Here is a 13226-nt window from a genome sequence, read left to right on the forward strand (position 1 = left end):
CCCGGAAGGGCGATCCGGGCGATCCGGGAATCACGGCAACAACCTGCCGTATGCCTTGCATCGATCTTGTATGGGAGATCTCGCCCCGCGCTCTGCGGTCCGCCCCGCGCCCCGCCATACAGTGATCGTGTGAGCGATCAGACGACGAGTACGGTGACGGCGGCGGCGCCGGTGTCCACGGTGGGCAGCGGGCAGCGGGTGGTGATCGTCGGCGCGGGCATGGCGGGGGTGCAGACCGCCGTCGCGCTGCGTGAGGAGGGCTGGGCCGGGGAGATCCTGCTGCTCGGCGCGGAACCCCACCAGCCGTACGACCGGCCGCCGCTGTCCAAGGCCGTACTGCTCGGCAAGGCCGAGGGGTCGGCGTTCGACGTGGACTTCCCCGCGCTCGGCATCGAGCTGCGGCTCGGCGTCACGGTCTCCGCGCTCGACGGCGAAGCGCGACGGCTGGAGACCGAGTCCGGGCCGGTGCCGTACGACGTGGTGGTGATCGCCACCGGTGCCGAGCCGATCGCCCTGCCCGGCAGCAAGGGCGTCCCCGGCGTCCATCTGCTGCGCACCCTGGACGACGCCGAGCGGCTGCGCCCGGTGCTCGCCCGGCAGCACGAGATCGTGGTCGTGGGGGCGGGCTGGATCGGCGCGGAGTTCGCCACGGCCGCCCGGGAGGCGGGCTGCGTGGTGACCGTCGTCGAGGCCGCCGACCGGCCGCTGGCGGGCGCCCTCCCGGCCGAGGTCGCCGCCCCCATGGCCGACTGGTACGCGGATTACGGCGCCACCCTGGTCACCGGCGCCCGGGTGGACGGGGTGGACGAGAGCGGGCTGCTGCTCGGCGACGGCACCCGGCTGCGGGCGGGCGCGGTGGTCGTCGGGATCGGGGCGCGGCCCGCCACCGACTGGCTGGCGGGCTCGGGCGTGGAGCTGGCGGACGACCGGTCCGTCGCGGCCGACGAGCGGCTGCGCACCTCGGTGGAGGACGTCTACGCGGTCGGCGACTGCGCTTCCTTCCCTTCCGCGCGCTACGGCACCCGGCTGCTGGTGCACCACTGGGACAACGCGCTCCAGGGGCCGCGCACGGTGGCCGCCGACGTCGTGGGCAGCCGGACGGCCGCGCACACCGGCGGCTCGGTCTACGACCCGGTGCCGTACTTCTGGTCCGAGCAGTTCGGCCGGTTCGTCCAGTACGCGGGCCACCACGCGGCCGCCGACGAACTGGTGTGGCGGGGCGATCCGGCCGGGGCGTCGTGGGCGGTCTGCTGGCTGCGCGAAGGGGTGCTGGTCGCCCTGCTGGCCGTCGGCCGTCCGCGCGATCTGGCCCAGGGCCGCAAACTGATCGAACGCGGTTCCCGGCTGGACCGGGCGCGGGCCACGGACCCCTCGGTGCCGCTGAAGTCCGCCGTTTCCTGACCCTTCCCGACCGCTCGGGCCCGCGCCGGGGGCGCGGGGCGGGGGCCCGGTGGACGGGGCGGGACCGCCCGCGCGGCGGACGCCCGGCTATCCACTGTCAGTCCCAGATGGCAGGCTTGTGCCGTGACCGAGATTGACGCAAAGATCGATGCTCTCGTCCCCGCCTGGCTCACGCTCCCCGACGCCGCCGAGAGGCTCGGCGTCGAGGTGACCCGCGTCCGGCAGCTGGTCAAGGAGGGCCAGCTGATCGCGGTGCGCCGTGGCGAGAACCGGGTGCTTCAGGTGCCCGAGGAGTTCATCGGTGACGGCAAGGTCGTCAAGGGCCTCATGGGGACCTTGACGCTTCTGAAGGACGACGGCTTCAGCGATGAAGAGATGCTGGAGTGGCTTTTCACCCCCGACCCCACCCTGCCCGGCACCCCGGCGCGGGCCCTGCGGGAGAATCGCGGCACGGAAGTGAAGCGCCGGGCGCAGGCACTGGCCGTCTGACCGCATTCCGCACCACCACCTCGGCGTGCGGGCGGGGGCAGCGTCCCCCGCCCGTACGCCGCCGACCCGGGGGGACCGCCGCACCATGGCCGCCACCAGCCCGTCCACCGGTCCGCAGACCGGTCCGTCCGCGGGCTCGTCCGCGAGTTCGTCGGCCGCCCCGTCCGCGGGCTCGTCCGCCGGTTCGTCCGCTCGCGAGAAGCTGGCCGACGCCCGGCTGTATCTGTGCACCGACGCCCGGAAACGCCAGGGCGATCTGCCGGAGTTCCTGGACGCCGTGCTCTCCTCCGGAGTGGATATCGTCCAGCTCCGCGACAAGGGCATGGAGGCGGCCGAGGAGCTGGACCACCTGGCCGTCTTCGCCGAGGCGTGCCGCCGCCACGGCGCGCTGCTGGCGGTCAACGACCGGGCGGACGTCGCCCACGCCATCGGCTCCGGCGTCCTCCATCTGGGCCAGGGCGACCTTCCCGTCCCGGCGGCCCGCGCGATCCTCGGCCAGGACGTGCTGATCGGGCGCTCCACCCACGCGGAGGCGGAGGTGGCCGCGGCGGTCGCCCAGCCCGGTGTGGACTATTTCTGCACCGGCCCGTGCTGGCCCACCCCCACCAAGCCCGGCCGCCCCGCCCCGGGGCTGTCCCTGGTGCGCCATACGGCCGCGCTGCGCCCCACCCGCCCCTGGTTCGCCATCGGCGGTATCGACGCGTCCAACCTGGACGAGGTGCTGGAGGCGGGGGCGCGCCGGATCGTGGTGGTCCGGGCGATCACCGCCGCCGCCGACCCGGCGGAGGCGGCGGCGGGGCTGGCCAAGCGGGTCCGGGCGGCGTAGTTCCGCTGGGCGGCACGGTTCCGCCGGCAGGACGGGTTGGCCGCACCGGGCTCTCCGAGTGCTTCGGCGCAGGTGAGGGCGGGCGCTCCGGGTGTCCGCACTGCGGGACGCGCCCCCGGCAAAAGGTAAATATCGCCCGCTCGGGTGGGCGCGGCCCACCCCGCTGGCTAACCTTCCCAATATGGCCCTAGGCACCGCTTCCACCAGGACCGACCGCGCCCGTACCGTGCGCGACCTGCTCGCTTCGGGCGAGCAGTCGTACTCCTTCGAGTTCTTCGCCCCCAAGACGGCGAAGGGCGAGCACACACTGTGGAACGCCATCCGCCGACTGGAGGCCGTCTCCCCGACCTTCGTCTCCGTGACGTACGGCGCCGGTGGCTCCTCCCGCGAGGGCACGGTGCGCGCCACCGAGCGCATCGCGACCGACACCACCCTGACCCCCGTCGCCCATCTGACCGCGGTCAACCACTCCCGGGCCGAACTGCGCAACATCATCGGCCAGTACGCCGACGCCGGGATCCGGAACATGCTCGCGCTGCGCGGCGACCCGCCGGGCGACCCGATGGGGGAGTGGGTCCAGCACCCCGAGGGCCTCGACTACGCCGTCGAGCTGGTCCGGCTGATCAAGGAGTCGGGCGACTTCTGTGTGGGCGTCGCCGCCTTCCCCGAGATGCACCCGCGCTCCACGGACTGGGACACCGATATCCGGCACTTCGTGGACAAGTGCCGCGCGGGCGCGGATTTCGCCATCACCCAGATGTTCTTCTTCCCGGAGGACTATCTGCGGCTGCGCGACCGAGTGGCGGCGGCGGGCTGTACGACGCCGATCATCCCTGAAATCATGCCCGTCACGAACGTGCGGCAGATCGAGCGGTTCGCCAAGCTCAGCAACGCGGCTTTTCCGCCCGAGCTCGCGGAGAGGATCCTGGCCGTCAAGGACGACGCGGCCGCTGTACGCTCGATCGGGATCGACTACGCCACCGAGCTGTGTGCGCGGTTGATGGCCGAGGAGATCCCCGGGCTGCACTTCATTACCCTGAACCACTCCACGGCGACGCTGGAAATCTACGAGAACCTGGGACTGCATCAGCGGTCCTCGTAACGGCAGCCGACGGGCGGCCGCACTTGAGAGGGGCGGGCATGGGCTGGACGGTCCTCTACATCGCGTTCGGCGTCGTCGCGCTATGGCTGCTGGGGGAGGTCCTGCTCCAGTACAAGGCGCGGCTGCGCTGGCGGCTGCTGGCCTTCGTCGGCTTCCTCGGTGTGGTGGCCGGAGTGCTCGTCCCGTCCGTGCTGGTGATCGTGATCGGAGCGATCACGTTCGCGGTCGGCCAGACCTATGTGACGCTCTCCTTCCGGCGTGGCTTCGCGGCCGGATGGGCGCTGCGCGGCGGACTGCCGGGGCTGGGCCGGGGCCGGGACGAGGAGCACGACGGGCCGTCCGAGCCGGAACCGATCCTCCAGGTCTCGGACCTGGAGGACGTCCCGGCCGCCCCGGCCGAACCGCCCATGTACCGGCCCGAGCCGATGCCCGACGACACCGGTGAGTACGGCGTCTACGACAGCAACTCGCCCTTCCCGTCCGCCCCGCCCGCCGGGGCGGCGGCGTACGGCGGCGGGGGCGTGAACGACGGCTACAGCGCGTACGAGACCTACGGCGGCTACGGCTCGCAGGACGACAGCCAGGGCCATGGCCACGCGTACGGCCAGGACGCGTACGCCGACGCGGGCCAGGCGGGCCAGCAGGGGCAGTACGACTACGGCAACGCGGCGTACGCGGCCTATGGCGACCCCTACGGCACCGCCCAGCCGCAGCCCCAGGGCGATCCGTACGCCCAGCAGCAGCCGTACGCGGCGCAGCAGCCTTACGGCCAGCAGCAGCCGTACGCCGATCCGTACGCCGCCTATGGGCAGGACCCCTACGGCACCGACCCGCTCAGCGGCGATCCGCTCTCCGGCGACCACTGGGCGGCGGGCGGCTCGTACCCCGCGCAGGGGCAGTACGCCCCGGGCGGCGACCCGATGCAGCCCGGCGGCACCTGGGTGCCGCAGCAGCGCGACGGCGAGGCCGAGCCCCCGGCCGAGCAGCCGTACCCCTACCAGCAGCAGGGCTTCCAGCAGGGCTACGACGAGCAGTACCGCTACTGAGCCCGTGCAGGGTTCGGGGGCCGCTGGTCACCGCGAGCCGCGGAAGTCCTCGCCCTCCACGATCAGCCCGGCGACCAGCGCACCGGACATTCCGGTGTGAGCCAGTCCGCCGCCCGGGTGGGCCCAGCCGCCCGCCAGATAGAGGCCCGGGAGACGGGTGAGATTGGCCGGGCGCAGCAGGCGGCCCCCGGCGCCCGCGAGAGCCGGGCCGGGCACCGCGCCACCGCGCGCGCCGGTCTCCGCCTCCGTGTCGACGGGCGTACGGACCTCGCGCCACAGCACCCGGTCGGCCAGGTCCGGGATGACCGCCTTGGCCGCCGTCATCAGCCCGTCCGCGTCGTCCTCGGCCGCCTCGCGGTCGGCCCAGTCCACCGGACCGTGCGGGGCGACCACCGCGGTGAGGGTGACCCCTTCGTGGTCCGCGTCCGGGCACACCGTGGGGTCGCCCGGCCGGAGCACGGTCACGGTGGGGCGCAGACAGGGGCGGCGCGTACGGTGGCCGTCGCCGAAGACACCGGCCAACTCCGCGGCCCGGTCCGGGGCGTGGACCACGGTCCGGTGCGGGGTGCCCTCGGGGCGGGCGCCGCGCAGCGCCAGATGGACGGTGAGACGGCCCGCGGAGCCGTGCCCGGGGTCAGGGTCGGGGGCGACGTCGCCATCGCCCCAGGGGCGCGCTCCGCCGAGCAGCGGGGGCAGCAGCGCCGGGTCGACGGCCGCGACCACCGCGTCCGCCTCGACGGCGGTGCCGTCGGCCAGTGCCAGGCCCGCCGCGCGGCCGTCCCGCACCGCGATGCCGGTGACCTCGGCATCGAACCGGAACTCCACCCGCCGCTGACGGCAGCGCTCATACAGCGCGTCGGCCAGCGCACGCGTCCCGCCGCGTACGTACCAGGTGCCGAAGGTCTGCTCCAGATAGGGCAGCACGGTGGCGGAGGCGGGGGCGGAGCGCGGATCGATGCCATGGGCCAGCGCGTGGCTCTCCAGCAGGGCGACCGCCCGGGGGTCCTTCAGCTCGCGGCGCGCCACCTCGGCGAGGGTGGCCGGGCGGCGGCCGCCGAACCAGCGCCGCACCGGGGCGGCCGGATACGGATCGCGGCCCAGGGCCTGCCAGTCGGCGCGCAGCGGCTCCTCGAGCAGCGGTCTGCGGGTGGCGTCCCACGCCTCGCGGGCCCGGGTGAGCAGATCGCTCCAGCGCTCGCCCGCGCCCGCGCCGAACGCGCCGTCCAGCGCCTGGCCCACCCCGCCGTGCGAGGCGTTGGGCAGCAGCACCTCGGTGCCGTCGGCGAAGAGATGACGGGCGGCCGGATCGACCTGGCTGAGCTCGACGCTCCGCTCCAGCGTCTCCTTGCCGGTCTTCACGAACAGATCCCGGTAGACCGCGGGCAGATGGAGCAGACCCGGGCCGGTGTCGAAGGCGAAACCGCCCCGCTCGAACAGCCCGACCGCGCCGCCGTGCGCCGGGCCGCGCTCGTACACCACCACCCGGTGGCCCGCGACGGCCAGCCGGGCCGCCGTCGCCATGGCGCCCATCCCCGCGCCGATCACCGCAATCCGTGCCATGACCGCGACCTTATCCGCCGCCACCGACAGCCGCGGACGGCGGTCCGCGGTACGGCAGTGGGGAGGAGCGCGGGGGTCTGAGTACGCGTACTCAGACGGGGAGATGAGTAGCCGCGCGGATGGGCGGGAGCCCGTCCGGACGGAAGAGTGGAGCACACGGAAGGGCCGCTCGCCGGACCGCCGACACGGGGCGGCGGAACGGCGGGGGCCCGGACATACCGGGGGTGTACGGGGGAGCCACCGCTGCCACGGTGGCTCTTACGGGGGAGTTACGGGGGGAGGCGCTGTTCCGGCACGGGACCGATCGAGGTCGAAACCGTGCCGGGACAGCGCCTTCTGCTGCGCCCGGCGCCCGGCCCCCGGTGCCGTCATCAGCCCGGTGCCGGGGTGCCCTCGGCCGTGCTCCCGCCGCCCACCCGCCCCTGGAGCAGCAGCGAGAGCGCCGCGTGCACATCGTCCAGCGACCGCTCGGGCTGGAAGGACTGCCAGTCGAGCGCGGCCACCAGGACCATGCCGAACAGCGCCGAGGCGGTCAGCGGGATGTCGAGGTCCTCGCTCAGCTCACCCGCGGCCACCCCGTCCCGCAGCTCGGTCTCGATCACCGCTATGGCGCGCTGCCGGACCATCATCAGGGTGGACTGCCAGGCGCGGTTGGTCCGCCACAGCTCGGCCACGTACAGCTGGGTGAGCGCCGGATAGCGGGAGATGAAGCCCAGCCCGGCGCGGACCATCGCGTCCAGACCGTCCACATGGCTGCCGCCGCGTTCGGCGTTCTCGTCGGAGGCGTGCTGGAGGGAGGTGGTCAGCAGCTCGACACCGTGCCGCAGCAGCTCTTCGAAGAGGACGGTCTTGCTCGCGAAGTTGTAGTAGACCGTGCCCTTGGCCACCCCCGCCCGCTCGGCGATCTCGTCCACGGTGGTGGAGGAGAAGCCCTGTTCCGCGATGAGGGTGACCGCTGCCTCGAAGAGCTTCTGACGGGTGGCCCGGCGACGTGTGTTGCTGCTGTCCATGGCGCCGATTGTGCCCGCTGGGTATGTGGTGCCGCGCGCGGGCCGGGGGCCCGGGGCCGCCGTCACCGGTCCGGGGCTCACAGGGTCAGCTCCGGGTGCAGCCGGTCGACGGACCACACCTGCTTGCTCCGGGCCGACCAGGCGGTGAGGGCCAGGGCGGCCACGCTGTAGCCCACCAGCACCGCACAGGCCAGCCAGACCGGGCCGAGCCCGCCTCCGGTGATGAGCCGGCGCAGCCCGTCCACCACATAGCTCATCGGCAGGAAGGGGTGGATGACGTTGAAGAAGTGCGGGCTGGTCTGCACCGGATAGGTGCCGCCCGCCGACGTCAGCTGGAGCATCAGCAGCGCCAGGACGAGGATTCTCCCGGCCGGTCCGAACCGTGCGTTGAGCCACTGCACGATCGCCACGAAGCACCCCGTCACCAGCATCAGGAAGCCGATGGTGCCCGCCGCGCGGTCCATCTGGAGGCCGATCGCCCAGTGCAGTACGGCCATCAGGGCCAGTGTCTGGAGCACCCCGATCGCGGCCACCGGCAGCCAGCCCGCGAGCGCCACCCGCCAGGAGTTGGCGCCCGCGGCGAGCGCGCGCCGGTTCAGCGGCTGGATGAGCATGTAGGCCACCATGGCGCCCACCCAGAGGGAGAGCGGGATGAAGTACGGCGCGAAACCCGTGCCGTAGTTGGGTGCCTTGTGCATCGCCTGGTTGACGAGCTGGACCGGGTCCGACATGACATCGGTGCGCGCGTCCCGGTCGTGCTTGTCGTAGTCGGGGATCTTCGCGGCGCCGTCGTGCAGTCCGCCGGAGAGCTTGCCGGAGCCGTCGACCAGTTTGAACATCCCGCCGCTGAGCGTGTTCGCGCCGGTGTGCAGCGTGCCGACCCCGCTGTTGAGGTCGGACGCGCCGGTCTTGGCGGTGGTCAGACCGGTGTGGAGGGTTCCGGCGCCCTTGGCGACCTTGTGCGCCCCGGAGTTGAGGGCGTTGATCTTCCTTACGGCGGTGTCGAGGTCCTTACCGAGGTGCGGTGCGTTGTCGGCGAGCCAGGTCGCCTTGGAGTGCAGATCGTCCAGGTGGGTGCCGAGCCGGTCGAGCTGACCGGTGTTGTCCTTGACCAGCTTGTTGACCTGCTCGGCCACATCGGCGGCGGTGTCGGCGGCGGCCACCGACCTCTTCAGCGCCGGACAGTCCGGATCGAGGGTCACCACCCCCTTGCAGCGCGTCCGGTAGTCGGCCGCCAGGTCGTCGGAGGCCGTACGGGCCTTGGTGGCCGCGCTGGAGGTGGTCTCCGGAAGGGTGTCCAGGTGGTCGGACGCCTTCTGCGCGGCGTCGGCGACCAGCCGGGAGACCTTGCCGATCTCCGCGCCGTGCGCCTTGAGGAACGGACCGACCTTGACCGAGACGTCGTTGACCTTGTCGGAGAGGGTCTGGGTGCCGTCGGCGACCTTGCCCGAGCCCTTCTCCAGGCTGTCGGCGCCCTTGTTGAGCTTGCCGAGCCCGGAGTTGAGGTCCTTGGTGCCCTTCTTCGCCTTGCCGAGCCCCTTGGCCAGGTCGCCCGCGCCCTTCTTGGCCTTGGAGATGCCGTTGCCCAGTTTGTCGGCGCCCTTGGCGGCCTTCTCCGTCTTGCCGTGGAGGTCGGAGAAAGAGATGAAGATGTTGTCGTAGAAGCCGCGGGACGCCTTGGCGGACGCCGCGGCGCGCACCTCGGTGAAGACCGAGCGGGAGATCTGGCCGACGATGTAGTTGTTGGCGTCGTTGGTGCGCACCTGGAGGGCGCCGGTCTCCGGGGACTTCCCGGAGCTGGAGGCGATCTGCTCGCTGAAGTCCGGGGGCACGGTCAGCGAGAGGTAGTACCGGCCGTCCGCCACCCCGTCACGGGCGTCGGCGGCGCTGGTGGTGTGCCAGTCGAAGGTCTCGCTGTCGAGCAGCTTGCCGGTGATGTCGTCACCGGCGTGCAGGTTCTTGCCCTTCACGGTGGCGCCGTCGTCGGCGTTGACGAGTGCGACCGGGATCTTGTCCAGCTTGCCGTAGGGGTCCCAGAAGGACCACAGATAGAGCGCGCCGTAGAGCAGCGGGAGCAGAAGCAGGGCGGCGAGCGCCGCCCGGGGCATCTTCCCCCTGCCGAAGCGCTTCAGCTCAAGCGCGGCCAGTTTCGGCGAGCGCATCCTCCGCCCCCTCTTCGTTCTCGTGGTCTTCGTTCTCGGCCGCGTTCTTATCCGCGTCCGTATCCGCGTCCGCGTGCTCGATGGGCCGGGTCGGGACGACAACGGCGTCCTCCGGGGCCTGGCTGCACACCGCGAGCACGGTGGTGCCGCTCGCCGCGATCTCCCGCAGCAGGGCCCACACCTGGTCGCGTTCGGCGTCCGAGAGCTTCATATCGGTGTCGTCGACGGCCAGCAGCCGTGGCCGGGAGATCAGCGCGAGGGCGATCGAGAGGCGCAGCGCCTCCAGCCGCTCCAGGTCCCGTACGGCCGTGCGCGGCCCCTTGGGCAGCGTGTCCAGGTCGAGTCCCGCGGCCCTTACGGCGGTGTCGATCGCGGCGCGGGAGGCGGCGGCCCGTTCGCGGCGGGGCCGCAGCAGCCCGCGCGGGGCGTCTCCGAACCGGCGCTGCAACAGGGCGCGTTCCCGCAGGTGCTCGGCGACGCTGAGCACCGGATCCAGTTCGCTGACACCCGGTACGTGGGCCAGGGCGCTCATCCGGCGTATGCGCGCCATCTGTTGGGGAACACGGAAGCCACCGACGCTGCCCTGCCCCTCGGCGGGGCGCATCCGCCCGGTGAGTGTGAGGAGCAGACAGGTGCGGCCGGAGCCGGAGGGCCCCTCGACCGCGATCAGCGCGCCGGGTCCGGCGCCGAGGGTGAGATCGCGGAACGCCCAGCCGCGTGAGCCCTTGACGCCGAGTCCTTCGGCCGTCACCGCGGCCCCGGTCTCCGGGTCCGGGGTGCCCTCCACAAGAACCACTCCCTCGTTCGCATGCTGGAGTCCCTACAAAATTGAACTGACCGGTCAGTTCAAAATGAAGAATAGGGGAAGCTCGTCCCGGTTGCCGCACCGGGGTCGGATGCGCAGGTCAGAGCCGATTGTCAGTGGTGTGCCCCACGATGGGCCCATACGGCGGTCGCTCTACCACACGACCGACCGCCACGCGACGACAGGAGGTTCGTCATGGCCAGTACCGCCGCAGCGCGCCGGCACCGTGCCGCCGTCCCCGCCCCTTCGTTGACCGGCCCCGCGGGCGATGTCCACCCCGTGCTGCGCCGCGCCGCCGCCCCGCCCGCCGCCCTCGATCTGCTCGGCCAGGCCCACCAGGGCCTGGAGGAGGCCACCGGGCTCGAAACCCCCAACGAGTGCTACGCCACCGCCCACCTGGCCGCCCTGCGCGCGGCTGCGGCCGTGCTCGCGGTGCGCGGCCGGCCCGAGCCCTCCGCCCGCCGCCGGGCCCGTATCCGCAGCGCCTGGGAGGTGCTGCCGGAAGTCGCTCCCGAACTCACCGAGTGGTGCGGGCTGTTCGCCTCCGGCGCCGACCGCCGGGCCCGTGCCGAGGCGGGTATACCGGGCGCGGCCACCCGCCGGGACGCCGATGATCTGCTGCGTGACGCGGCCATGTTCGTGCGGCTGGTGGAGCGGATGCTCCAGCTCCAGCCCGCCCTGCCCCAACAGGCGCCACCGGGGCGGTGAGCCCCCGGCGGGCGGGGGTGCCGTGGGACGGCGGGGGTGCCGTCGGGGGGCTTCCGGCGCCGGTGGGCGGAATGTGCCCGGCGCCTGTGGGCGGCCCGGGGCTCCCGAGGCAATAGGCTGGGCCCGACGTCAGTAAGTCGTCGTCATCGCCCCCGGGCGGTGGCGGCACCGCGCCGAGGAGCCACCCGCCGTGTCAGACCCACAGCGCCCCCGAGCGTCCCTCCGTACCGCCGTGGTGTGGGAGGTCCTGGAAGACGCCCTGGACCGGCGGGCCAAGGCCACCGGCCGGGACGGGGCGCTGGACGTGCTGGACACCGGCGGCGGCAGCGGCAATTTCGCCGTTCCGGTCGCCGGCCTCGGCCACCGCGTCACAGTGGTCGACCCGAGCCCCAACGCGCTGTTCGCCCTGGAGCGGCGGGCCGCCGAGGCCGGGGTCGCCGAGCGGGTGCGCGGGGTGCAGGGCGATGCCCACGGTCTGTTCGACGTCGTGGAGCGGGGCGGCTATGACGCGGTCCTGTGCCACGGCGTCCTGGAGTACGTCGACGACCCCGCCGAGGGCCTGCGGAACGCGGTCGCCGCACTGCGCCCGGCCGGGACGCTGAGCGTCCTCGCCGCGGGCCTGGGCGGCGCCGTGCTGGCCCGTGCGCTGGCCGGACACTTCACCGAGGCCCGGCAGGCGCTGGTCGACCCGGAGGGCCGCTGGGGCACCGGAGACCCCATGCCACGCCGCTTCACCGCCGACCAGCTGACCGGGCTGGTGGCGGGGGCCGGGCTGGAGGTCGGTGCGGTGCACGGGGTGCGGGTCTTCGCCGACCTGGTGCCCGGGGTGCTGGTGGACACCGAGCCCGGAGCCATGGACGCGCTGTTGCAGCTGGAGGCCGCCGCCGCCGAGCTGCCCGCCTTCCACTCCGTCGCGACCCAGCTGCATGTGCTCGCCGAGCGTGACTGACCCTCCCACCTGCACCGCCGCCTGAGGGACGGACCAGGTGGAGTAGGCCACAGGCCCCCCGACTGGCCCCTCGGCCCCGTATGATCGGGGTACACCGTCCGGCATGGCGAATCGGCGGGAGGGGAATGGACGTCTCAGCGTCAACTTTCGCTACTGAGGGAACGGTGGGCGAATTGGCGCTGAGGGGCGGGTTTCACGGGGGCGATTCCCTGCCTATCCTGAAAGGGTCGCACCCGGTCGCCCCCCGCGACCGACGAGTAGGAGGACTCCGTGCCGCTCTCGGAGCACGAGCAGCGCATGCTCGAGCAAATGGAGCGAGCGCTGTACGCCGAAGATCCCAAGTTCGCGACAGCGCTTGAGGGAAGCGGCCTGCGCACGTACACCCGGCGACGGGTCTACCTGGCGGTCGCGGGTTTTCTGCTGGGCATCGCGCTCCTGATGGTCGGAGTGATCCTCCCGAAGACGTGGATCAGCGTGGTGGGATTCCTGATCATGCTGGGCTGTGCGGTGCTTGCGGTGACGGGCTGGCGCAAGGCGCCCAAGCCCGGTGAGGCACAGCGCCCCGGTGCCGGTGCGGCGGCCCCCCGCCGTCAGAGCCGTCAGCGCCGTTCGATGATGAACCGTATCGAGGAGCGGTGGCAGCGCCGCCGCGATGAACAGGGCCACTGAGCACGTCTGAGACGCCGAGGGGCGACCACCGCCGGGTGGTCGCCCCTCACCCGTCCCCGCGCCGCGGGGCGCTTTCCGCGTCCCGCGGCCCGGACGGCTGGCTACCGGGCTCTCCACTCCCGCCAGGGGCGGGCAGCGGGCCCGATGCGAGCTGGGCCGCCCCGGGCCGCGATCGCCCCTCTCCGGCCTCCGGCCCGAGCCGCGCTCGCCTGCCCCGTCCCTGATCGCCTGTCTCCGCCCATGGGCTGGCCGGGGCGCCGCCTGAGCCTGCCGCACCCGGCGCGCCCGGGCCGGACTGGACCCACTGAGCCCCGCCCTTGCCCGAACCGGCCGCCCCGGCCGACCCCGGAGCAACCGGCGGGCCCGGCACCCGCCCCGGGAGGACCGTGTCCCAGCCTGCGGTCGCTTGAGCGGGTCCCCGGGATCCGGTGTCCGCCGGGGGTCGCGTCGCTCGGTGTCTGCCGGGGAGCGGCCGTGTCCAGCCTGCGCCGCCTGAGCG

The 13226-nt window shown here is 73.2% G+C and carries 12 protein-coding genes; 8 read left to right on the forward strand and 4 right to left on the reverse strand.

Annotation, left to right across the window (positions count from 1 at the left end):
* Nucleotides 1-219: 219 nt before the first annotated feature.
* The 5 genes from AB0C66_RS09260 (at nucleotide 220) to AB0C66_RS09280 (ending at nucleotide 4864) form a co-directional block, all read left to right on the forward strand.
* The gene (locus AB0C66_RS09260) at nucleotides 220-1401 is read left to right on the forward strand and encodes an FAD-dependent oxidoreductase (protein WP_362435625.1); all 1182 of its coding nucleotides are present in this window, start codon (nucleotides 220-222) and stop codon (nucleotides 1399-1401) included.
* Between the two features lie 123 nt (nucleotides 1402-1524).
* Entirely contained in the window at nucleotides 1525-1890 is a 366-nt protein-coding gene (locus AB0C66_RS09265; protein WP_362434897.1) for an Rv2175c family DNA-binding protein, read from the forward strand.
* An 85-nt stretch (nucleotides 1891-1975) separates the two neighbouring features.
* The gene (gene thiE, locus AB0C66_RS09270) at nucleotides 1976-2716 is read left to right on the forward strand and encodes a thiamine phosphate synthase (RefSeq protein ID WP_362434899.1); all 741 of its coding nucleotides are present in this window, start codon (nucleotides 1976-1978) and stop codon (nucleotides 2714-2716) included.
* Nucleotides 2717-2897: 181 nt separating this feature from the next.
* Nucleotides 2898-3818: a methylenetetrahydrofolate reductase [NAD(P)H] gene (gene metF / locus AB0C66_RS09275; RefSeq protein WP_362434901.1), complete on the forward strand. Its 921-nt coding sequence runs from the start codon at nucleotides 2898-2900 to the stop codon at nucleotides 3816-3818.
* A gap of 38 nt (nucleotides 3819-3856) precedes the next feature.
* On the forward strand, nucleotides 3857-4864 hold the full coding sequence (locus tag AB0C66_RS09280; protein WP_362434904.1) for a hypothetical protein: 1008 nt from the start codon (nucleotides 3857-3859) through the stop codon (nucleotides 4862-4864).
* Between the two features lie 27 nt (nucleotides 4865-4891).
* Here AB0C66_RS09280 and AB0C66_RS09285 read toward each other — a convergent pair whose 3' ends face one another.
* The 4 genes from AB0C66_RS09285 to AB0C66_RS09300 form a co-directional block, all read right to left on the reverse strand.
* Nucleotides 4892-6424 (reverse strand): NAD(P)/FAD-dependent oxidoreductase, encoded by a 1533-nt coding sequence (locus AB0C66_RS09285; RefSeq protein ID WP_362434907.1) that lies wholly within the window; start codon nucleotides 6422-6424, stop codon nucleotides 4892-4894.
* 371 nt (nucleotides 6425-6795) lie between these two features.
* Nucleotides 6796-7434 (reverse strand): TetR/AcrR family transcriptional regulator, encoded by a 639-nt coding sequence (locus AB0C66_RS09290; protein WP_362434910.1) that lies wholly within the window; start codon nucleotides 7432-7434, stop codon nucleotides 6796-6798.
* Nucleotides 7435-7511: 77 nt separating this feature from the next.
* A complete protein-coding gene (locus tag AB0C66_RS09295; protein ID WP_362434913.1) occupies nucleotides 7512-9596 on the reverse strand; it encodes a YhgE/Pip domain-containing protein in 2085 nt (694 codons plus the stop codon).
* A complete protein-coding gene (locus AB0C66_RS09300; RefSeq protein ID WP_362434915.1) occupies nucleotides 9568-10383 on the reverse strand; it encodes an ATP-binding cassette domain-containing protein in 816 nt (271 codons plus the stop codon). Before AB0C66_RS09300 ends, AB0C66_RS09295 begins: the two co-directional genes overlap by 29 nt.
* A gap of 213 nt (nucleotides 10384-10596) precedes the next feature.
* On the opposite strand from AB0C66_RS09300, the gene AB0C66_RS09305 reads away from it, so the two are divergent.
* From AB0C66_RS09305 to AB0C66_RS09315, 3 genes are all read left to right on the forward strand, one after another.
* A complete protein-coding gene (locus tag AB0C66_RS09305) occupies nucleotides 10597-11109 on the forward strand; it encodes an SAV_6107 family HEPN domain-containing protein (RefSeq protein ID WP_362434918.1) in 513 nt (170 codons plus the stop codon).
* Nucleotides 11110-11299: 190 nt separating this feature from the next.
* The gene (locus AB0C66_RS09310) at nucleotides 11300-12058 is read left to right on the forward strand and encodes a methyltransferase (protein WP_362434920.1); all 759 of its coding nucleotides are present in this window, start codon (nucleotides 11300-11302) and stop codon (nucleotides 12056-12058) included.
* A 270-nt stretch (nucleotides 12059-12328) separates the two neighbouring features.
* Complete coding sequence (locus tag AB0C66_RS09315) at nucleotides 12329-12727, forward strand: DUF3040 domain-containing protein (protein WP_362434923.1); 399 nt, start codon at nucleotides 12329-12331, stop codon at nucleotides 12725-12727.
* Nucleotides 12728-13226 lie beyond the last annotated feature (499 nt).

The organism is Streptomyces sp. NPDC048636 (genome assembly GCF_040650655.1).
Taxonomy (GTDB): domain Bacteria; phylum Actinomycetota; class Actinomycetes; order Streptomycetales; family Streptomycetaceae; genus Streptomyces.